Genomic DNA, 20324 nt, shown 5'->3' with positions numbered 1-20324 from the left:
ATTACGTTAGTATTTTCAACTAATTAAAAGATAGAGAAACGCATGATCAACCTTGAATTAACCAGCAGCTTAAAAGAGATTTCAAAACTCCCTATTTGGGCTAATGGTGAGGAGATTCAAAAAGTGGAGCCAGCAGGTGAAAGTAATATGAACGTGGTATTGAGAGTTCAAACAAACCGACGTTCTGTAATCATCAAACAATCCAAAAACTACGTACGGAAATTCCCCCAGATTGCAGCTCCTGTAGAAAGAATAGAAATAGAACATGCATTCTATCAAAGCTTAAAAAACAATATTACACTTAAGAAACTCTCTCCTCAAGTGATTTCTTTTCTTCCCGACCAACACTTGTTGATCACTCAGGATTTAGGGAAAGGAAGTGATTTTTTAGGGATTTATGAAGGTAGATTGAAAATAGGCATACAGGATATGCAAATTTTTACAGACTATCTCAATTCGCTTCATGAGCTTGAGCCAAAAAATTTCCCTGATAATCAGGCGATGAAAGTTTTAAATCATGAACATATTTTCCAGTTTCCTTTTCTAGAAGAAAATGGATTTGACTTAGATTCAGTTCAATCAGGCTTACAAAGTCTAAGTCTGAAATACAAAAAGAATTCTAGTCTAAAAAGAAAAATTGACGAATTGGGAAAACGCTATTTAAAACAAGGGGACACCCTTTTACATGGTGATTTCTATCCAGGAAGCTGGCTTCAAACTAAAGATGGTATTAAAATTATAGATCCTGAATTTGGATTTATGGGTGATCCTGAGTTTGACATAGGAGTTCTTTTTGCGCATTTAGACCTAGGTCAACAAGCAGAAAGTCTGAAAATCGAATTTCTAAAAAACTATATTCAACCCCTATCACCAAGGCTATTGTCACAATACCAAGGAGTGGAAATATTGCGTAGATTGATCGGAATTGCGCAACTACCAGTTAATATGACTTTGTCTTATAAAGAAAACTTGATGGATAAAGCCGTAGATTTAATCCTTACAGATGAATAAACTAACCCTCATTCTACTGACTCTAATTATTTTTTCTTGTTCTAAACCTGATAAAATAGAGGAAGAAAAGACTAATTACATCCTTGAAAGCGGGCTTAATGAAAATGAGTTAAAAGACAAAATCCTAGGTATGCTTGTCGGATCAGCCATCGGAGACGCCATGGGAGCACCGACAGAGATGTGGGCCAGAGCAGATATCAACCTACAATATGGTTTTGTTGAAACCTTAGATTCTATGATTCGAGAGGTCTCTCCAGAAGGAATTTGGCTCCCAAACCTACCTGCAGGTGGAACCACGGACGATACGAGATGGAAAGAACTTACCGTCAATTACCTATTGAGCCAATCCCCTACCTCTTTGGATTCCAAAGACTTTGCAGAGTTTATCTTTAATCAATACAGCAGCTACGTTCAAGAATTGAAAAATAGCGAAAGTATTGATCCATCTGACATAGAAAAATCCACGCTCAAATTTACCTGGCTTCAAGAATGGGCAAAAGTCAGTCAGCCTTATATCGCTGGAAATGTGGATGGTTATGCAGATTCTCTTAGTAGATTTTATGGTGGAGAAATGGTCTGTGCAGGATTATTATATGCACCGGCGATTGGAGCTATTTATCCTGGAAATCCAGAAAAAGCCTATTTGGAATCCTATAAACTAGCCATCTATGACATCGGCTATGCCCGTGATTTAACGGCATTATCAGCTGCTATGACTGCCGCAGGAATGAAGAAAGGGGCGAATAAAGAGGATATTTTGGCAGCTTTAAGAATTGATCCAAAAGGATACTACCAAAGTAGGCTGGTTGGAAGAACCGCTCAACAGATATTGATTAATTCATTGGCAATAGATCAGAAAGCCTGGCAATTGGATAGTACTGAAAACAGGTTTTCGCCGGATAGCGAGGCCTTAAAATTTGCCTTTTCTGAATTAGACCAAAGGCAGCAAGACATGCCGTTTCATGCGGGAGAAATTTATCTGCAAGTATTGACAGCTATGCTTTATGCGGATTTTGACTTTCAAAAAACGATGGTTTTTTTAGTGAATTATGGTCGAGATAATGATACGACAGCTGCCGTAGCTGGAGGAATTTTAGGAGCTCATGTTGGTTTTGAGAAGCTTCCTTCAGATTCTAAACAAAAAGTATTGAAAGTAAGCAAAGAGGTATTGGGGATAGATCTTGAGAAATTGGCAGATCGATTGACCCAGCACCTTCTAACATAAAAAGCCCTGCTCTTTCGAACAGGGCTTTGATGCAAGTTGGTTTAGTTAGTTTAGAAGTAAATTACTTTGCTTCTTCCCAATGCATCTGTTAATTCTAGATATACATCCTCTGCTTTAATGCTTTTAAAAGAATAATTCTTTTTAAAAGCTTCAGGCTGGTTTACCTTATCTTCATGAATAACCTTTCCACTTTTTGAATTCATGATTTTCACATTTACTCCAGGTTGGGTCAATCCAATAACTGATAAACTAACCGTATTATTGTCCAGCTTTTTGCCATATGCCATCAATGGAAGCTCTTCCACAGGAATTGGTTTGTTAGCAGTTTCTACTTTGTAAGTGACTTCTTCGTCTTCTGTAGAAATTTTCACTTGATACTCTCCGATCGGAAGTTCTCCCATATTATAAGGTACGACCAATCCATCTTCTTTCACGTGGACTTTTCTGCTGTTAAGGCTCTTTCCCTCATTGTTAAGGATTGTGATTTTGGCATCACCCACCCCACCTTTTAAAGTCACGCTTATTTTTTGATAGTGACTGTTTACAGTTGATAAATCTTTAAGGTCATCGTTTGCTGCTAATGAGCTAAAAGATATGGCGCTTGCCATTGCTAATGTTAGTAAAGTTTTCATTTTCGTTGGTTTAAAGTTCTGATCTCTTTATTGCCAACCTCATACCAAAATGGAAACTTAAAATTTTTAAAACACCAATCTCACAGTTTCAAAATTATTTTTATCAGCATTTATCAAAATATAATTGCGATAAAATCATGATTTATTAATAAAAAGTGTTCACAATAAATGCAACTCATCGTTCGATTGTATTGCTACCGTACAGATTAGGTCTATAAATCAGATTCTCAAGGTTGCATCTTATTGTCCTTATTAAGGAAATTTAATGTTGAAAAAAGTTTAGAGAATGATAAATACCATGGATGCCAAAACTCGAGGCGTTCGGAACTGTACAGTAGTCGTTCGTTAGGAGTCAAATCCTCTTAAAATCATCTCCATGTAAAAAGTGAAAAGTCTGGACCTAAAAAAAGCGTTAGCCACTTGGCTAACGCTTTTTACCCGAATCTATGTTTAGATTAAAAAAACAAAGTTCTTTTTCTTCCCTGAGCATCATTGACTTCCATGTAGATATCATCAGACTGGACTCCTTTCAATGCAAAATCCTTTTTAAAGGCTTCCGGCTCAGAAATGTATTCTTCATAGATCAACTTCCCGTTTTCAGCAGAAAAGATCTTTACATTTACTCCAGGAACTGTTAACCCTATTACAGATAGACTGACCGTAGCATCATTAACCGTTTTACCATAAGCCATTAGAGGAAGTGACTCTGCTTTCTTTGGTCTTGCTTTCGTATTGAACTCATAAATTACTTCTTCATCGTCTGTGGAGATTTTCACTAGATAATCACCTTCGGGCATATGTCCCATGTCATAAGGAACCACTACATTACTATCTTCTACATGGACTTTGCGTTTACAGAGTTTTTTTCCATTCATGTCCATGATGAAAATTTTGGCATCTCCCACTCCACTTTTAAGTGAGACTTTTACCTTTTGGAAAATTGTGTTGACAGAAGACAATTCTTTGAGATCCTCTGCAGCAATCGCACTCAATGATAATGAGCAGCAAATCGCTAGTGTGAATAAAGTTTTCATAATATGTTGGTTTAAGTAATACAGTATTATTAATACCAAGTGCGTACCAAAACCAATAAATAAATCAAGGCTAATTCTTCTTAAATAGACCGGATTTTATAGATAAGGGGGATATTCCCAAAAAGTGAAAAAAAATGTCCCAAAACCATAAAAAAATTCGTTCGATTGTCATAGTACCGAACATAATTAAATTAATCACAATACATTGATTATATGTTATTTAATTAAAATTATTTAAAGTTTTTTTTCATCTAATTACCCCTCCTATTTTTTATAATGGTATTCTGTACAAAATTGTACATCAAACGTCCGAAAAGAAACGTTTTTACCTTTAAAAAACTACATTGAAAATAACGTTTGAAAGACAGTACTTTCACAAAAACACTAAGGGGAGACACTTCACTTTGTAAACAAAAAAAAGCACCAACCCGTATGGTCGGAGCTCTTTCATCAACTAAACTAAATCTTAATTCTTAGAAGTGAACTACTTTAAATCTGCCTAAGGCATCAGTTAATTCTAAGTATATATCTTCTGGATCTATTCCATTAAAGGAAAAATCCTTTTTGAACCCATCTTCTTGGTCTATATATTCCTCATGAATTACCAAGCCACCTTTTTCGGTTTTTACTTGAACCTGAACACCAGGTACAGTAAGTCCTATCACAGTAAGATTAATTGTATTTTCATCGACAGTCTTACCATAAGCCATCAAAGGTAATTCAGTAGCAGGTATTGGCTTTTCCTTAGTTTCCACGGTATAAACCACCTCTTCATCTTCGGTAGAAATCATCACCAGATATTCTCCGCATGGTAGGTCGTCCATATTATAAGGGACCATTATATCGTCATTTTTTACTTTTACTTTTTTCTGGTGTAGTTTTTTACCATCCAGATCCAAAATGGCAATCTTTGCTTGGCCTACTCCTTCTTTAAGTAGAACATTGATTTTTTTGAAATTAGAATTGACGTCTGATAATGCTCTTAAATCGTCGTCTGCATTGGCCAAGGCGCTAAAAGAAAGGGCGCCAGCCAGAGCTAAAGTGAATAAAGTTTTCATGATATTGTTGGTTTAGTGTTGTGCTTACTATTACACTAAGGCCATACCAAACCAATTTTAGCATGCCAAAACACCCTCTTTCAGGATCAAGCAATTGTTAACAAATGTTGAAAAACACAAAATATTATTTTCCTGTATAGACATTTTACCGACCTTTATCGAACATTTTTAGAGATTTTCTTGTTCGACTGTCATAGTAGCGGACAGATTTGGCCTGATTTTTAAAATTTCCCGGTTACAGATTATTGTATTTTTTATGAAAAAATAATTTTTTAAAAATTTCAAGTGCTTGATTTCAAATACTTTAAAAAATAAAAACCTGTACGCTGATGTACAGGTCTTGTTCGCTGAGACACATATTTTTGACTTAAATCAAATTTATTTTTTGAGTTCTTTCGCCAAAACCTTAACTCGATCCTTGATATTGATCTCTGAAATATCAATGTTTCCGGAAGTCGCTTTTAAGAAATCCATCACAGCTCCTGTATGGTCTGTAGACTTTCCTTCGGCCAAGGTCACATACCTCATCGTAGACCAAAGCAAGGTTTTCAATTCCTTTTTAGAATCATCACACATATAATACTCTATGACAATGGTATTATGGTTATGCCATATAATACGGCTCATGATTCTCACCCATTCCCCAACCATCGCTGGCTTCACGTAGCTGATGTTATGATTGTAAACTACCCAAGCAGCTTTATACTTTTTAATCAAATCCATAACCTCAAGCCCATAAAGTTTGGGAACTTGATCCTCCCTTGCATTGAAGAAATAATCAAAATACTTCGCATTGTTTAAATGCCTTAGTGGATCGCAATCCTGAAAGCGAACAACAACTCGACTTTCTGTTTCATGCGGATAATGTTTCTGTGGATCGTATTCAAACATGATTTAAAGTATTTCTTGACTAGTGATAATTTGAATCCCTGCCTCTTGCATTTCTTTCAATGCATTCCCCCCATCCTCAGGAGTAATATTGACTGCTCTGCTAGCATCTTTCACTAAGAAAGTTTCAAACCCAAGGCTTAATGCATCCATCGCTGTAAACTTGACACAGTAATCTAGAGCAAGCCCAGTGATATAAACCGATTTCACGCCTTTCTCTTTTAAATAATCTCCTAAACCTGTATCTCCTTTTCTGGCATTGTCAAAAAAACCTGAATAAGAATCCACTTCTGGATTTTTTCCTTTTTGAAATATTTCAGCCCAGGACTTTTTTTCAAGGTCTTTCTCAAATGAGGCACCTTCAGATCCTTGTACACAGTGCACAGGCCAAAGGAACTGATCTAACCCTCCTAGTTTGACAAAATCACCTACTTTCTTCCCTTCATGGTTTGCTGCAAAACTTTTATGGTCGGCAGGGTGAAAATCCTGGGTGGCTACAACCAATTCAAATTCTTTTTGAAGTCTGTTGATAATAGGAATGATTTGATCTCCATCCTTGACTTCTAAAGCCCCACCTGGTAGAAAATCTTTCTGAACATCTACTATAATCAATGCCTCTTCTTTACTTCTCATCTGATGCTTGATCCATTTGTTGAGCTTTTAAAACCAAATCGGTCCTTAAATGGTGCAGGTTTTCTTCTAAACCTACCGGGTATAAATGAGGGTTCACCAATCTCTTGTGTGTCTTATCCAAAGTATCAAGTTGATCTGAAGCCCTCTTTCTTATAGTCTCCAAGTTTGGACTTTTATATTTCAACTTTCCATTTCTAAAAATAGGCTTCAATAACTCCTCCTCTTGGTAAAACAAAGGCATAATCCTTTTCCTACGCGCATTATCAGTTGGGTCAATGATAACAGTGCCTTTTGGATTGATTTCCTGACCTTCTAGATAAATCATGTCAGCTACCGCTTTTCCTTTGGAATAGTAGCGTTTTACATTATGCAAACCGGGAACATTGATTTTTAAGGATTGTTGGGAAACTTTAATCTTAGGCACAAATGAACCGTCTTCTCCCTTGATGGCTGACAATTTATAAACTGCCCCCAAAGCAGGTTGGTCAAAGGCTGTAACTAATTTGGTTCCTACTCCCCAAACATTAATTGAAGCCTCCTGCCCTTTCAAAGAAGTAATAATATGCTCATCTAAATCATTTGAAGCGACAATTTTCGCATCTGGAAAACCTGCTTCATCAAGCATTTGCCGGGCTTGATTACTGTAATAAGCCAAATCTCCAGAATCAATTCGAATTCCCATCATTTCTTTCCCCTTGCTCCGCAGTGCATTTCCCACTTTGATGGCATTCTTGACGCCATTGAGTGTATCATAAGTATCAACCAAGAAAATGCATTGATCAGGAAAAGCTTCTGCGTAGGCCTCAAAGGCTTCCAATTCAGTTTCGAAAGACATAATCCAACTATGAGCATGAGTGCCTGATACAGGTATACCAAAAAGCTTTCCTGCCATCACATTGGAGGTAGAAGAACAGCCTCCAATGTATGATGCTCTGGATGCTGCCAAAGCACCATCTATTCCCTGCGCTCTCCTTAATCCAAATTCGAGCACTGGTTCACCTTTAGCCGCTAAATTTATCCTTGCGGCTTTAGTAGCTATCAGAGTTTGAAAGTTGAAAATATTTAACAAAGGAGTCTCTAGCAGTTGGCATTGAATCAATGGACCTTTTACTCGGATCATAGGTGCATTAGGGAATACCACAGTTCCTTCTTCAATGGCATCAATATCACAGCTAAACTTCATTTTAGCCAAGTAATCCAAGAATTTTGGGTCAAACATCTTTGCCCCATCCTTAGCTTTCATTTCACGCAAGTAGGAAATATCCTTCTCCTCAAATTTAAAGCTCTTGCAATAATCAATCACATAATCAAGTCCTGCTGCCAAGGTAAATCCACCTTGAAATGGATGTTTCCGAAAAAATAAAGAGAACACGGCTTCTTGCTCAGCTTTATTTGATTTCCAATAGGCATAAGCCATGGTGATTTGATAAAAATCAGTCAACAAGGCCAAAGAGCCTTGGTATAAGTCTTTGGTAATTTTCATATAAAGTCGCTAGACTATAAAGGTAAAGATTGAGGATTGACCGTACAAACAAAGGTTAAGCTGCGTTTTTCACCCTGTAATTTAAAATCACACCTAACAGTAACATCCCCATCCCTATATAGGCCATCAAGGAGTAGGTTTCTCCAAAAAAGAAGAAACCAAAAATCAAGGCATAGAATACTCCTAAATAGCTCAGGCTAGAAATTTTAGAAACATTCGCATTTTGGTAGGCCACTGTCATAAAGTACTGAGCAGTTTGGGTACATAGACCAATCCACAGAAGAATCAACCAGTCCCAACCTACTGGTTGCACCCAAGTAAAGAAACTGATTACCCCAGCTATAGGTAAAGTCACTAACGGAAAGTAAAAAATAATTACTAATGGATGTTCTGTATTTTTTAGCTTCCTGATGACATTATAGGCCAACCCTGAAAAGAGTGCTGAAATAAAACCAATTCCGGCATACAGCAGATTTACTCGGGTATCAAAGCCCTGAACCATCATTACTCCTAAAAAAGAAATGGTAAAAAAGACAAACTGAATGGGTTTCACTTTCTCTTTCACTATAAATATCCCCAACAAGGTCGTCAAGATCGGTGAAAGGTATTGAAGAGTCACTGCACTAGCCAATGGAATATTTTGCAGTGTAAAGAAAAAAGAGATGAGCCCTACTGACCCTACCACTCCTCTTAAAACCAATAACTTCCTGTTATTCCCGAAAATATTCACCCGCTGACGTCTCAAAAGCATGAAGCTAAAAATCAGACTGAAAAATGACCTGAACAGAATAATTTCTATTGCGGGAATATGAGGAATGTATTTAACCGATACATTCATCAAGGCAAAAAATACACCAGCTAACAGCATAGACTGGACACTAGATATTTTCACTGGAAACTTATTTGGTGGTATTCTGAATCAAATGTCAAAAGTACCCAGATAGTTCATGGAAGTTTGAGAGTTTATGAAATTTCTAAAACTTTTATTTTCCCTAGACAGTTTACCCAACATTATGGGATTAAAAAAAGGAACTCAAGCACCAAATTTCACCCTTGCATCAACAGGTGACAAAAAAGTCAACTTATCGAAGGATTTTAAAGATCAAGCCTTGGTCCTCTATTTTTATCCTAAGGACTTCACACCTGGATGTACAAAAGAAGCTTGTGAGTTTAGGGACCAATTTGAGGCATTTCGAGATCTTAACATCCCCATTTTAGGAATCAGCAAAGATGATATACCTACTCATGAAAGGTTTAAAAAGGCTCATAGACTTCCATTCGACCTACTTTCGGATCCTTCAGGAAAAGTATGTAAGGCATATGATGCTTTAATTCCCTTGATCAAAATGCCCAAAAGGATCACCTATTTATTAGACGAAAACCATATGATCATCGAATCCTTCTCTGATATGTTTGAAGCCAAAAAGCATATCAATAAAATGCTACGAAGCTTAAATGCTTAATCTTCAAGGATCAAACCATCTTTCATAGTCACTTTCCTATCAGCCATTTCAGCGAGTTCATTGTTATGGGTTACAATGACAAATGCCTGCTTTAACTCTTCTCTTAAAGTAAAAAACAAGGAATGAAGGGATTGGGCATTTTCTGTATCCAGGTTACCACTGGGTTCGTCAGCGAAAACTACCAAGGGATCATTTATCAAAGCTCTTGCGACAGCGATTCTTTGTTGCTCCCCTCCAGAAACAGTAGCCGGCTTATGATCCAATCGATGACTAATCCCTAGGATTTCGGCTAATTCCCCTGCTCTTTTCATCAATTTGTTTTCAGAAGTTCCTTTGATCAAACCAGGAATCTTAATATTCTCCAAAGCAGTAAACTCAGGAAGAAGGTTGTGAAATTGAAAAATCAAACCAATCTGTTCGTTTCTAAAACTAGCCAATTCTTCTCCGGTCAATTTCAGTAGGTCTTTTCCATTCATTTCAAGGTTCCCCATTTCGGGTTTATCCAGGGTTCCCAAAATATGGAGTAAGGTACTTTTTCCTGCGCCGGAGGAACCAACGATAGAAACTATCTCCGAAGAAGAAATTTCAAGATCCACTCCTTTTAAAACATGTAAATTTCCGTAGTGCTTATGGATGCCACTGGCTTTCAGCATGGTAAGTTTTTTAAGAGGTATAAAATTAGAATAAATCTAATCCTATTGAACAATTGAATAGGCAATAAACAGGAAATTTCGGTAAGAAAGGACAATTCAACGTTTGATTTATCGACACTTTGAGCTTAACTTCGAGCAAAAATTTTCATAGGATGAATATTCACGAATATCAGGCTAAAGAAGTATTAAAAGGATATGGAGTTCGCATTCAGAACGGTATTGTAGCCGACAATCCAGAAGCAGCTCATGAAGCAGCTGTTAAACTCAACGCTGAAACCGGAACTTCCTGGTACGTGATCAAAGCTCAAATTCATGCCGGAGGCCGAGGTAAAGGTAAAATCCAACAAACTGGATCCAATGGTGTGGTTCTTGCAAAAAAACTAGAAGATGTAGCTGACAAAGCTAAAGCAATTCTGGGCGGGACTTTGGTGACGCATCAGACTGGACCGGAAGGCAAAGTTGTCAATAAAATCTTAGTAGCAGAGGACGTCTATTATCCAGGTGACTCTGAGCCAAAGGAATACTATTTATCTATTTTGCTTGACCGAGCACAAGGATGTAATGTAATCATGGCTTCTACTGAAGGTGGAATGGACATTGAGGATGTGGCAGAAAACTCTCCAGAAAAAATCATTAAGGAGTGGATCGACCCTAAAGTCGGACTTCAAGGTTTCCAAATTAGAAAAGTTGCTTTCAAACTAGGTTTGACCGGTACTGCATTTAAAGAAATGGTGAAGTTTATTGCCGCTCTTTACAAAGCATACGAAGGAACTGACTCTTCTCAATTTGAGATCAACCCAGTATTAAAAACTTCTGACGATAAAATTCTTGCAGTTGATGCCAAAGTAAATTTGGATGACAACGCACTTTACAGACATAAGGACCTTGCAGATCTTAGAGATTTGTCTGAGGAAGATCCTTTGGAAGTAGAAGCAGGAAAATCAGGATTGAATTACGTAAAACTTGACGGAAACGTAGGTTGTATGGTAAATGGTGCCGGCCTTGCAATGGCAACCATGGATATGATCAAGCTTTCTGGTGGCGAGCCTGCTAACTTCCTAGATGTAGGAGGAGGCGCAAACGCTACTACCGTAGAGGCTGGATTCCGAATTATTCTTCAGGACCCTAATGTTAAAGCGATCCTTATCAATGTATTTGGTGGTATCGTAAGATGTGACCGTATTGCAAATGGTGTGGTTGAAGCTTACAAATCTATTGGTGATATCCGTGTTCCTATTATCGTAAGACTACAAGGAACTAATGCAGTTGAAGGTGCAAAAATCATTGATGAATCAGGATTGAAAGTTGCTTCTGCGATCACGTTGAAAGAAGCTGCTGACAAAGTTCAGGCGGTTCTTCAAGGATAAAAAAAACTGAAATTTTCAGGCACGCGTAGTTCAACTGGATAGAATATCGGATTTCGGCTCCGAGGGTTGAGGGTTCGAATCCTTCCGCGTGTACATAAAGCTCAGACGAAAGTCTGGGCTTTTTTCGTTTATACTAAAATAGAATTGATGAAGTACCCAAAATATAGCTTCAACTCTTAGTATATCTAACGGTTAAAGAATAGAAAATTGGATTATTCGGGGATTTAACTGGAGATTTAAAAAAATGGCCAAAATAGGCCTTAGGGCAATAAAAAAGCAGGAGAAAATCTCCTGCCCTTTATTTGAAAACTAAACCAACTATTATTTAACTACCACAATGAATTCAAAAATAATACAATTATAATTAAATCAAAATTCCAAATATAAATTTGTATTTAATTATTCTCCTTATTTTATTCTTCGGGGAAATTTCCGCGCTTAAATGAGATGCCTAAAGCAAGCCCTTGGCTAAATTGGATTTTATCGTCCTGATCCAAATCGTAGATGCTCATACTGGTTAAACTCACATTAATTAAATTCGACACTTTAGCTTCTAAACCCAAGTCTAACCGATGATCAATCGTATCAAAAGCTAATGTCTCATAATTGGCATACATCTGATATCTCATTTTTAGAGTAAGATTCTCACTTAACTTCTTGTTCCAATCTGCCAATAAGCTAAAGGCTAGCCATTCAGTTCGAACTTTCTTCCCGATTTCAACCCCGTAATTAGTAGGGACATTATTATGTAAAGTGGTATCAGTCACAAATGTCCATCTAGGAGCAAAAGGTGCCATTCTCAGACTAAATTCATCATTTGGCTTATACTCCACTCCCAGTGAGGTAGTTAAATAGGCTGGATTGAAAAATTTTGAAATTAGGGTTTTGTCATCATCTTCAAACTCATAACCCGGAGCAAATTGCGACAAGAAGTTTACAGCAAAGAAATAATCCCACTTATCATTAATTTCGTAACCCACTTTAGAATCCAAATAAATCCTGTCGTTTGACTTTCTTCCTTCTTCATCTTTATTTTTAACTACCCCGTACGTTAAGTCCATCGTATTATCCCAAGACCACTTATCTTTAGCATAATTAGCTCTTCCATAAAGGTAAGTTCCCACAGCAATTGAATTGACACCACCGCCTTGCCAGTTGCCGGAAAAAGACGCTTGATTTAAATTTAACCCACCACTAATTTCCTTGAGCCAATAGCTGGTATCTACAGGGGTGGTTTCAGGTTCTGATTGAGCAAATAAATGCCCTGTTAGAAATACAAAAAGGAAAAGTGTAGAGATTCTCTTCATAATATATCAGTTTATAACTTATTAAATTTAAAACATTGAAATACAAATATGGAAAATGACATGGAAAGTGAACTGTTAATTAGAGATTTTTTAGCCAGACAACGTACTACTTTAGCAAATCAGAGGACCTTACTGGCCTTTATAAGGACTTCTTTATATTTTTTGGTCAGTGGTATCGCATTATTTGAAGTCGAAAAACTTGACCATGTCCGTGAATTAGGTTATCTGGCACTCGGATTGAGTTTTTCAATTTTCATTTTGGGTTTTATCAATTTCTTCCGAATAAAATCTAGACTCAAAAAAGGAAATTATCTCAATATGTAATTTATGGATTTTGATATCGCCTTAACGCTCTCCATCATAGGTTTGGCAATGGTTCTTTTCTTAACTGAAAAGCTATCCATTGATACTGTTTCCATCGGAGTAATGATCTTATTTTTAATTACTGGCATTTTGGATATCAAAGAAGGTTTAGCTGGTTTCTCCAATTCAGCAACTTTGACCGTCGCCTCGATGTTTGTTTTATCAGCAGCAATTTTCAGTACTGGAGTTCTGGATTCCTTTAGCTACCGGTTAAGTAAACAAGCAAAAAAGAGTGAGCTTAGACTCATGCTTACCTTAATGGTTTCCGCCGGGGTGTTGTCAGCTTTTATCAGTGATACTGCTGTAGTGGCCCTTTTGATGCCTGCGGTGATTCAACTTTCAAAAAACAACCAAATCCCTCCTTCCAAACTTTTGATGCCTCTTTCATTTGGTGCATTGATGGGTGGAGTATGCACATTACTTGGCACAAGTACCAATATACTTGTTAGTGGAATTGCAGAGAATGCTGGCTTACCTGCATTTGGGATTTTTGAGATGAGTATTATGGGTCTTGTCTTTCTATTATTCGGCATCCTTTACATGGCTTTTGTAGGAAGGTTTTTATTACCCAGTAGAAAAAGTAAGGAGCTGTTTGGAGATTCTATGGAACTAGGGAATTATCTATCAGAATTAATAATCACCGAAGATTTCACTCAGTTGCAAGAACAAGTTTCAAAGCAGAAATTATTTAACAAACTCCCCATTCAACCTTTACAAATCATAAGAGAAGATGGACAAAAAATCAGAGTTTACCCAAATACAGCAATCCTGAAAGGTGATCTCATCCGATTTAGCTCAGATAAAGAGACGCTAGAAAAACTAAAAGCATATCCAGGAATCAAATTAAAAGCAGAGTTGGTATGGGAAGAAGAACTTGTAACTGGAGAAGAAGAGCGCCTATATGAAGCAGTAATTACCCCTAGTTCATTTTTGATCAAGAAAAGCATCAAGGAATTAAACTTTAAAGAGCTTTTTAATCAGGTTTTGATCATCGGAATCAGACATAGAAAAGGAATGCTTGATACGCTTCTTACCAGAACCCGATTAGCTCCTGGAGATATACTCCTTCTTAGAGCAACTGAAGAAAGTATTCAGTCTATCTATGAAACTGAAGGACTGCTTTTAGTCTCAGAATCTAGAACTAGGAATCTCAATAAAACGAAAACGATTCTTACCCTGATCATTATGACGGCTGTTTTGGCCTTAGCAATTTTGAACATCTTACCAATCGTAGTAAGTGCGATGGCAGGTGCTGTTGCCATGGTCATTACTCGAGTAATCACAACAGAGCAGGCCTACAAAGCAATTGACTGGAAAGTGATATTAATGTTGGTAGGAATTTTATCTATGGGAGCTGCTTTAGAGAAAACTGGGGGATCTGCATTGCTCGGGGAGTCAATCGTGAATGGATTAGGAGAATATGGTCCACGGATTGTTTTAGGAGGTATTTTTGGACTGACATTTTTATTGACTAATGTCATGTCAAACAATGCGACAGCCGCTCTCCTGGCTCCTATTGCGATCAGTATAGCCAATAGCTTAGGTGTTGACTCCAGACCCTTATTGATGGCGGTAACCTTTGCAGCTAGCTTAAGCTTCATGACCCCTATGGGATATCAAACCAACACGATGATCTATTCTCCCGGGAATTATAATTTTAAAGATTATTTATTAGTCGGCACACCTCTAAACATCCTATTTTGGATCATAGGAACTATTGGCATTCCCATTTTATTTCCATTCTAATTCTTTATTCTGGCAATTGGCAATATTCTTGAAGACTTAAGTTAAAAAACACGCAATGAAAATATTTGGCTTTGTCCTTATTCTCGCTGGCATCTTTATGTTATTCAGCAACAATCTAAGTTTTACTACCAAAGAAAATGTGGTCGATGCCGGACCTATTCAGATCAATGCGAATAAAAAACATGAGGTAAACTGGCCTTCCTATGCTGGCGGAGCAGTATTGGCAGCGGGAGTTATTTTAGTGGTCATTTCAAAAAAGAAATAAACATACAATTTGAAGTTTGCTGCCATAGATATCGGTTCCAATGCAATCAGAATGCAGATCACTAATGTGACTTATTTTGAAGGTCAGCATCGCTTTAAAAGATTGGAATACATTCGGTTTCCAATGAAGTTAGGCTTAGATGTATTTCAAACTGGAAATATCAGTAAAGACAAAGCAGAAAAATTTCTGAAACTCATGAGAGCTTTTAAGCTCTTAATCGACCTTTATGAGGTGGAAGATCATATGGTCTGCGCTACTTCTGCGATGCGAGAAAGCACAAATGGAAGAATGATAGCAGATGCAATAGAAAAAGAAATTGGATTGACGATCCAAATCATCTCAGGAGAAGAAGAAGCTACGTTAGTCAATGAATCCTTGATTAGTATTTTAGACAATCAAGCATACATCCATATTGATGTTGGTGGTGGAAGCACTGAAATCAATCTTTATCAGCAAAATCAAAAAACAGCATCCCGATCTTTTCAGATCGGTTCCATCCGAGTATTAGAGAACAAAAACCTAAGCGCTGAATGGGATGCATTAGAACAGTTTCTTAAGCAAGAGTTATTAACTACCTCAAATTTATGCTCGATTGGTACCGGTGGTAACATCAGTAAAATAAATGAATTGGCCCAAAAAGCTTCTCCAAGAAATTCAAAAGACCAAAAACTAAGTTTCTCCGAAATTCAGGAAACCTTGCAACTTCTTGAATCCATGACCTTCGAAGAGCGAGTCAATAAATTAAACCTGAATGAAGATCGAGCGGATGTCATCATCCCCGCTGGAAAAATCTATAGGAGGGTTATGGAATTAGCAAATTCTAAAGAAATGTTGGTTCCAAACCTTGGATTAGCAGATGGGATGATTAGAAAATTGTTTGCCAAGAATCAAAAAAAGCCTCTTTAAAAGAGGCTTTTGATATTAATTTACCAGCTGAACTTGGCTTACTTTATCCGGATCCAAATTGAAAAATTCTCGGTGCACATTAAACTCCTCCTCATCTCCAATTGGTTTTTTTGCTATATAAGTACCGTCTTCTTGCATGGTATAGGCATTGACATTGTCCCTTAGATTATAAGCAAGGATATTCATCAATTGCTTCTCAAGCAATGGAGATTCTACTTTAAACAAGGATTCTAATCTCTTATCAAAACTACGAACCATCATATCAGCACTTCCAGCATAGGTCCTCGTGTTCCCATTGTTATGGAAATGATAGATTCTGGAATGCTCTAAGAAATCACCTACTATTGAAATCACTTCAATTTTATCGCTCAACCCCACTCTTTGCGGTCTTAAACAACAAATACCTCTTACGATTACTTTGATGGTTACACCTGACTGAGAGGCTCTATACAAGGCATAAATGGATTCAGAGTCTTCTAAGGAATTAACTTTGATGAAGATTCCGCTTGGAAGTCCATTTCTAGCATTTTCGGCTTCTTGTTCTATGTAATCGATCAACTGGTTCCTCATATCTCTAGGAGCAGTAATCAAATTGGTGTATTGACTAGGCATGGAATGCCCTGTGATTACGTTGAAGAACTCGGAGACATCATTGGCCAATGTTTCATTAGTTGTTAAGAGTCCAATGTCAGTATACAGTCTTGCCGTATCTTCATTATAATTTCCAGAACCTAAATGTACGTAGCGTGTGATCTCACTTGAGTTTTTCTTAACAATCAGCAAGAGCTTCGTATGCGTTTTTAAATGAGTAATACCATAAATCACAAAACAACCTGCTTTTTGAAGTCGCTTCGCTTCGCGAATATTGTTTTCCTCATCAAACCTTGCCTTTACTTCAAAAAGTACTGACACGTGCTTACCATTCTCTGCAGCTTTCAATAAGGCTTTGGTAATCTGACTATCCTTCGCCAAACGATAAATAGTCATTTTGATAGCCATTACATCTGGATCTTCAGCGGCTTTATTGATAAGATCAAGAATAGAATCAATGTTATTATAAGGATGGTGCAGCAGAATATCCTTACTCTTAAGCGTATCAAAAATATCTGCTCTACCCTCTTCAGGATATGAAAGTGGATTGACGGGTGCTGGAACAGCAGGTAAACGATCTCTAAATCTTTTGTTACCCACAATCTGCCACATACCGGTAAAATCGATCATGCTGGCTCTTTTAGTCAGAAAAACAGAATCCATTTTCAGATTCCATCGCTCCAATAAAGAGTTTAGCATCCATTTGCTATACCCTTCCTCAATTTCAATTCTTACAACCCTTCCAGTTTTACGCTCCATCAATTTCCGCTTCACTTCTTCCAAGAAGTTTGCATCCATATCTTCTGATTCTTCCAAAGTAAAATCCCCGTTTCTGGTAATTCTAAAAAGGCTGATCCCTTCTATTTCTACATTTCTGAAAAGGGAAATAATATGCTCTCGAATAACCTCTTCTATTGGAATGAGTAGTAGAGAATTCTCTCTTTCGATCTCGAAAAACCTTGGGATATTAGATGGGATCTGAACAAAGCTCAGCTTCTTCATATCCTTTCTTTCTCCTGGGCTGGTCGTAACCACACCGAAGACCAAGAGCTTATTCATTAGGATCGGGAAAGTTCTATATCCATCATAGACCATCGGGGTCAACATGGGGTATATCGCTTTTTCGAAGTAGTCTTTTACTTTACCCTTTTCAGAATCCGATAGTTTAGAAATATTCACCAAGCTTACTCCCTCTTGGTCCAACCCTGGCAATATCACATCGGTAAAATGATTGTGTTGATCTTTATGAAAGACCTGACAATCATTCATCAACTTAGTCTTAAAAGGTTCTTCTCTTAATCCTGAATAATCAACTCGCTCTTTGTCGTAATCAAGGTAATTATAGAGTGAGCCTACTCGAATCATAAAAAACTCATCTAAATTCGAAGCAGTGATGGCCAGAAACTTCAATTTATCAAAAATTGTCCTTTCCTCTTTTTTAGATTGATCTAATACACGATCATTAAATTTCAACCAGCTTAAATCTCGGCTGACCAAATCACTTTTCTGGATAATGGATTCGTATTTATCTTTTACTGCCAGTTTCATAAAAACTTAATATTTGGGTTGGCAATTTATTATCTCTTTGTCAATCCTGACGTTATCAAATTGTTAATGAATGAAAAAAGGGGCACAAGGCCCCTTTTTAATATTCAAATTAGCCTTAAGTATCAATTTTAGCATATTTGGCGTTTTTCTCGATGAACTCTCGCCTTGGTGCCACTTCATCTCCCATGAGCATGCTAAACAAATGATCTGCTTCTGCAGCTGAATCAATCGTCACTTGCTTAATCGTTCTTACGTTAGGATCCATGGTTGTAGTCCAAAGCTGCTCTGGGTTCATCTCACCCAAACCTTTGTATCTCTGAATTCCCACACTATCTTCTTTACCATCTTTTGCCATTTCCTTGGTCAAGAGTTTTCTCTCTTCCTCTGTCCAGCAATATCGTTCGTCCTTACCTCTTTTCAGTAAATAAAGTGGTGGCAAAGCGATGTAGATAAAGCCTTTCTCGATCAATGTTCTCATATATCTAAAGAACAGTGTCAAGATCAGGGTTCGAATGTGCGAACCATCAATATCAGCATCCGTCATGATGATGATCTTATGGTATCTTAGATTAGAAAGGTCTAATTCTTTATCATCATTTACTGTCCCGAATTTAACTCCAAGTGCAGTAAGGATGTTCTTGATTTCGTCGTTATCGTAAATTTTATGTTCGTGAGCTTTCTCGACATTCAGGATTTTACCTTTTAAAGGCAAAATTGCTTGAAAGTCTCTATCTCTACCTTGCTTAGCAGAACCACCAGCTGAGTCCCCTTCGACTAGATATAATTCACAAACGGTTGGATCTGAATTAGCACAATCCGCTAATTTTCCTGGCAAGCCACCGCCACCGAGAACGTTCTTTCTTTGAACCATCTCACGTGCTTTTCTAGCAGCATGTCTTGCTTGGGCAGCGAGAACCACCTTACCTACGATGATTTTAGCTTCTTTTGGATGCTCTTCCAGCCAGGACTGTAAAGTTTCAGAAACTGCAGAATCTACTGCACCTACCACTTCAGAGTTACCAAGTTTGGTTTTTGTCTGACCCTCAAACTGCGGTTCAGCAACCTTCACTGAAATTACTGCCGTCAGACCTTCACGGAAGTCATCTCCGGAAACCTCCAATTTCAGCTTGTCCAACATGCCAGACTTATCGGCATAAGACTTCAAGGTTCTAGTCAATGCTCTTCTGAAGCCCGTTACATGTGTACCGCCTTCATAGGTGTTAATCGTATTCACATAAGAAACCACATTTTCAGAATAGGAAGTATTATAATTCATGGCCACCTGTACAGGCACAGAATTAAACTCACCTTCAATGTAAATAGGCTCTTCAATGATTTTTTCTCTTGTATTGTCCAGATATTGAACAAATTCAACTAGCCCACCTTCAGAATAAAATTCATCTGTGCGAGCATTCCCATCTTCCTCAATCTCACGTAAATCCTTTAGAAAAATTCTGACTCCTGCATTTAGGAAAGCCATTTCTCTCAAACGATTTGCAATCGTCTCGTACTTATATTCGGTATGGGTAAAAATGCTATCATCTGGCTTGAAATGAATCATCGTTCCCCTTTTATCCGTCTTGCCAACTTCCTTGGCCGGATATTGTGGAACCCCGATTTTAAATTCCTGCTCAGTTATGACGCCATCTCTAAAGACTGTTGCTTTAAGATCCGTGGACAAGGCATTCACACAGGAAACCCCTACTCCATGTAGACCTCCGGAAACTTTGTAAGTATCTTTATCAAACTTACCTCCGGCGTGCAATACAGTCAAAACTACTTCTAAAGCAGATTTTTGCTCTTTCTCATGCCAGTCCGTTGGAATACCTCTACCGTTATCTTCAACAGTAATCGAATTATCTACATTGACAGTTACATGGATTGTATCGCAATGTCCTGCTAACGCTTCATCGACTGAGTTATCTACAACTTCCCAAATCAGGTGATGAAGTCCTTTAACTCCAACATCCCCGATGTACATGGCAGGCCTTTTACGGACTGCTTCCAAACCTTCCAATACCTGGATGTTTCCTGCTCCGTAACCTGCAGGTTTTTTCGCTTTTTCTTCACTCATATTTTCTGGAGAAAACCCTCAAAATGGGCCTTAGAATGGTGATTTTGTGTTCATTTTAAGAATACGCAAGATAGATA

19 protein-coding genes and 1 tRNA gene are annotated in these 20324 nt (G+C 37.6%); 9 read left to right on the top strand and 11 right to left on the bottom strand.

Going from position 1 to position 20324, the window contains the following annotated elements:
• Window positions 1-42 precede the first annotated feature (42 nt).
• Window positions 43-1011: a phosphotransferase gene (locus tag ALPR1_RS09825; protein ID WP_008200334.1), complete on the top strand. Its 969-nt coding sequence runs from the start codon at window positions 43-45 to the stop codon at window positions 1009-1011.
• The gene (locus ALPR1_RS09820) at window positions 1004-2236 is read left to right on the top strand and encodes an ADP-ribosylglycohydrolase family protein (protein WP_008200333.1); all 1233 of its coding nucleotides are present in this window, start codon (window positions 1004-1006) and stop codon (window positions 2234-2236) included. Before ALPR1_RS09825 ends, ALPR1_RS09820 begins: the two co-directional genes overlap by 8 nt.
• A gap of 50 nt (window positions 2237-2286) precedes the next feature.
• On the opposite strand, the gene ALPR1_RS09815 is transcribed toward ALPR1_RS09820, so the two are convergent.
• The 7 genes from ALPR1_RS09815 to ALPR1_RS09785 form a co-directional block, all read right to left on the bottom strand.
• Window positions 2287-2868 (bottom strand): hypothetical protein, encoded by a 582-nt coding sequence (locus tag ALPR1_RS09815; protein WP_008200331.1) that lies wholly within the window; start codon window positions 2866-2868, stop codon window positions 2287-2289.
• Between the two features lie 455 nt (window positions 2869-3323).
• Entirely contained in the window at window positions 3324-3902 is a 579-nt protein-coding gene (locus tag ALPR1_RS09810) for a hypothetical protein (RefSeq protein WP_008200330.1), read from the bottom strand.
• A 473-nt stretch (window positions 3903-4375) separates the two neighbouring features.
• Window positions 4376-4960, bottom strand: coding sequence for a hypothetical protein (locus ALPR1_RS09805; RefSeq protein WP_008200328.1), 585 nt, complete (start codon window positions 4958-4960; stop codon window positions 4376-4378).
• Between the two features lie 378 nt (window positions 4961-5338).
• A complete protein-coding gene (locus tag ALPR1_RS09800; RefSeq protein ID WP_008200326.1) occupies window positions 5339-5851 on the bottom strand; it encodes an acyl-CoA thioesterase in 513 nt (170 codons plus the stop codon).
• Between the two features lie 3 nt (window positions 5852-5854).
• Window positions 5855-6481: a bifunctional nicotinamidase/pyrazinamidase gene (pncA, locus tag ALPR1_RS09795; protein ID WP_008200324.1), complete on the bottom strand. Its 627-nt coding sequence runs from the start codon at window positions 6479-6481 to the stop codon at window positions 5855-5857.
• Window positions 6471-7964: a nicotinate phosphoribosyltransferase gene (locus tag ALPR1_RS09790; RefSeq protein WP_008200323.1), complete on the bottom strand. Its 1494-nt coding sequence runs from the start codon at window positions 7962-7964 to the stop codon at window positions 6471-6473. The genes pncA and ALPR1_RS09790 overlap by 11 nt, the downstream gene beginning before the upstream one ends.
• A 55-nt stretch (window positions 7965-8019) precedes the next feature.
• Complete coding sequence (locus ALPR1_RS09785) at window positions 8020-8832, bottom strand: DMT family transporter (protein ID WP_008200321.1); 813 nt, start codon at window positions 8830-8832, stop codon at window positions 8020-8022.
• Window positions 8833-8977: 145 nt separating this feature from the next.
• Between ALPR1_RS09785 and ALPR1_RS09780 the strand changes: the two genes are divergently transcribed.
• Window positions 8978-9427, top strand: coding sequence for a peroxiredoxin (locus ALPR1_RS09780; protein WP_008200319.1), 450 nt, complete (start codon window positions 8978-8980; stop codon window positions 9425-9427).
• Here ALPR1_RS09780 and ALPR1_RS09775 read toward each other — a convergent pair.
• On the bottom strand, window positions 9424-10080 hold the full coding sequence (locus tag ALPR1_RS09775; RefSeq protein ID WP_008200317.1) for an ABC transporter ATP-binding protein: 657 nt from the start codon (window positions 10078-10080) through the stop codon (window positions 9424-9426). The genes ALPR1_RS09780 and ALPR1_RS09775 overlap by 4 nt on opposite strands.
• A gap of 152 nt (window positions 10081-10232) precedes the next feature.
• Between ALPR1_RS09775 and sucC the strand changes: the two genes are divergently transcribed.
• Complete coding sequence (sucC, locus tag ALPR1_RS09770) at window positions 10233-11447, top strand: ADP-forming succinate--CoA ligase subunit beta (RefSeq protein WP_008200314.1); 1215 nt, start codon at window positions 10233-10235, stop codon at window positions 11445-11447.
• A 19-nt stretch (window positions 11448-11466) separates the two neighbouring features.
• A tRNA-Arg gene (locus ALPR1_RS09765) sits at window positions 11467-11540 on the top strand.
• 320 nt (window positions 11541-11860) lie between these two features.
• Here the strand turns inward: ALPR1_RS09765 and ALPR1_RS09760 are convergent.
• Window positions 11861-12754 carry a DUF3078 domain-containing protein gene (locus ALPR1_RS09760; RefSeq protein ID WP_008200312.1) on the bottom strand — a complete coding sequence of 298 codons (894 nt, stop codon included), beginning with the start codon at window positions 12752-12754 and terminating at the stop codon, window positions 11861-11863.
• A gap of 48 nt (window positions 12755-12802) precedes the next feature.
• On the opposite strand from ALPR1_RS09760, the gene ALPR1_RS09755 reads away from it, so the two are divergent.
• From ALPR1_RS09755 to ALPR1_RS09740, 4 genes are read left to right on the top strand one after another with little or no spacing between them, the layout of a single operon-like run.
• The gene (locus ALPR1_RS09755; RefSeq protein WP_008200311.1) at window positions 12803-13078 is read left to right on the top strand and encodes a DUF202 domain-containing protein; all 276 of its coding nucleotides are present in this window, start codon (window positions 12803-12805) and stop codon (window positions 13076-13078) included.
• Window positions 13079-13081: 3 nt separating this feature from the next.
• A complete protein-coding gene (locus tag ALPR1_RS09750) occupies window positions 13082-14863 on the top strand; it encodes an SLC13 family permease (protein ID WP_008200310.1) in 1782 nt (593 codons plus the stop codon).
• Between the two features lie 55 nt (window positions 14864-14918).
• The gene (locus ALPR1_RS09745; protein WP_008200309.1) at window positions 14919-15128 is read left to right on the top strand and encodes a hypothetical protein; all 210 of its coding nucleotides are present in this window, start codon (window positions 14919-14921) and stop codon (window positions 15126-15128) included.
• Between the two features lie 9 nt (window positions 15129-15137).
• Window positions 15138-16034: a Ppx/GppA phosphatase family protein gene (locus tag ALPR1_RS09740; protein ID WP_008200308.1), complete on the top strand. Its 897-nt coding sequence runs from the start codon at window positions 15138-15140 to the stop codon at window positions 16032-16034.
• Between the two features lie 15 nt (window positions 16035-16049).
• Here the strand turns inward: ALPR1_RS09740 and ppk1 are convergent, their stop codons facing one another.
• On the bottom strand, window positions 16050-18173 hold the full coding sequence (gene ppk1, locus ALPR1_RS09735) for a polyphosphate kinase 1 (protein ID WP_008200306.1): 2124 nt from the start codon (window positions 18171-18173) through the stop codon (window positions 16050-16052).
• Window positions 18174-18288: 115 nt separating this feature from the next.
• A complete protein-coding gene (gene gyrB, locus ALPR1_RS09730; RefSeq protein WP_008200305.1) occupies window positions 18289-20247 on the bottom strand; it encodes a DNA topoisomerase (ATP-hydrolyzing) subunit B in 1959 nt (652 codons plus the stop codon).
• Between the last annotated feature and the right edge of the window lie 77 nt (window positions 20248-20324).

Source organism: Algoriphagus machipongonensis, from assembly GCF_000166275.1.
Taxonomy (GTDB): domain Bacteria; phylum Bacteroidota; class Bacteroidia; order Cytophagales; family Cyclobacteriaceae; genus Algoriphagus; species Algoriphagus machipongonensis.
The sequence above is the reverse complement of the archived record's forward strand: the minus strand, read 5'-3'. Positions and strand labels throughout refer to the sequence as shown.

Excerpts from the sequence above, each read along its gene's own strand:
- ALPR1_RS09825 (WP_008200334.1), top strand. The coding sequence starts at position 43 with ATGATCAACCTTGAATTAACCAGCAGCTTAAAAGAGATTTCAAAACTC.
- ALPR1_RS09820 (WP_008200333.1), top strand. The coding sequence starts at position 1,004 with ATGAATAAACTAACCCTCATTCTACTGACTCTAATTATTTTTTCTTGT.
- ALPR1_RS09815 (WP_008200331.1), bottom strand. The coding sequence starts at position 2,868 with ATGAAAACTTTACTAACATTAGCAATGGCAAGCGCCATATCTTTTAGC.
- ALPR1_RS09810 (WP_008200330.1), bottom strand. The coding sequence starts at position 3,902 with ATGAAAACTTTATTCACACTAGCGATTTGCTGCTCATTATCATTGAGT.
- ALPR1_RS09805 (WP_008200328.1), bottom strand. The coding sequence starts at position 4,960 with ATGAAAACTTTATTCACTTTAGCTCTGGCTGGCGCCCTTTCTTTTAGC.
- ALPR1_RS09800 (WP_008200326.1), bottom strand. The coding sequence starts at position 5,851 with ATGTTTGAATACGATCCACAGAAACATTATCCGCATGAAACAGAAAGT.
- pncA (WP_008200324.1), bottom strand. The coding sequence starts at position 6,481 with ATGAGAAGTAAAGAAGAGGCATTGATTATAGTAGATGTTCAGAAAGAT.
- ALPR1_RS09790 (WP_008200323.1), bottom strand. The coding sequence starts at position 7,964 with ATGAAAATTACCAAAGACTTATACCAAGGCTCTTTGGCCTTGTTGACT.
- ALPR1_RS09785 (WP_008200321.1), bottom strand. The coding sequence starts at position 8,832 with ATGCTGTTAGCTGGTGTATTTTTTGCCTTGATGAATGTATCGGTTAAA.
- ALPR1_RS09780 (WP_008200319.1), top strand. The coding sequence starts at position 8,978 with ATGGGATTAAAAAAAGGAACTCAAGCACCAAATTTCACCCTTGCATCA.
- ALPR1_RS09775 (WP_008200317.1), bottom strand. The coding sequence starts at position 10,080 with ATGCTGAAAGCCAGTGGCATCCATAAGCACTACGGAAATTTACATGTT.
- sucC (WP_008200314.1), top strand. The coding sequence starts at position 10,233 with ATGAATATTCACGAATATCAGGCTAAAGAAGTATTAAAAGGATATGGA.
- ALPR1_RS09760 (WP_008200312.1), bottom strand. The coding sequence starts at position 12,754 with ATGAAGAGAATCTCTACACTTTTCCTTTTTGTATTTCTAACAGGGCAT.
- ALPR1_RS09755 (WP_008200311.1), top strand. The coding sequence starts at position 12,803 with ATGGAAAATGACATGGAAAGTGAACTGTTAATTAGAGATTTTTTAGCC.
- ALPR1_RS09750 (WP_008200310.1), top strand. The coding sequence starts at position 13,082 with ATGGATTTTGATATCGCCTTAACGCTCTCCATCATAGGTTTGGCAATG.
- ALPR1_RS09745 (WP_008200309.1), top strand. The coding sequence starts at position 14,919 with ATGAAAATATTTGGCTTTGTCCTTATTCTCGCTGGCATCTTTATGTTA.
- ppk1 (WP_008200306.1), bottom strand. The coding sequence starts at position 18,173 with ATGAAACTGGCAGTAAAAGATAAATACGAATCCATTATCCAGAAAAGT.
- gyrB (WP_008200305.1), bottom strand. The coding sequence starts at position 20,247 with ATGAGTGAAGAAAAAGCGAAAAAACCTGCAGGTTACGGAGCAGGAAAC.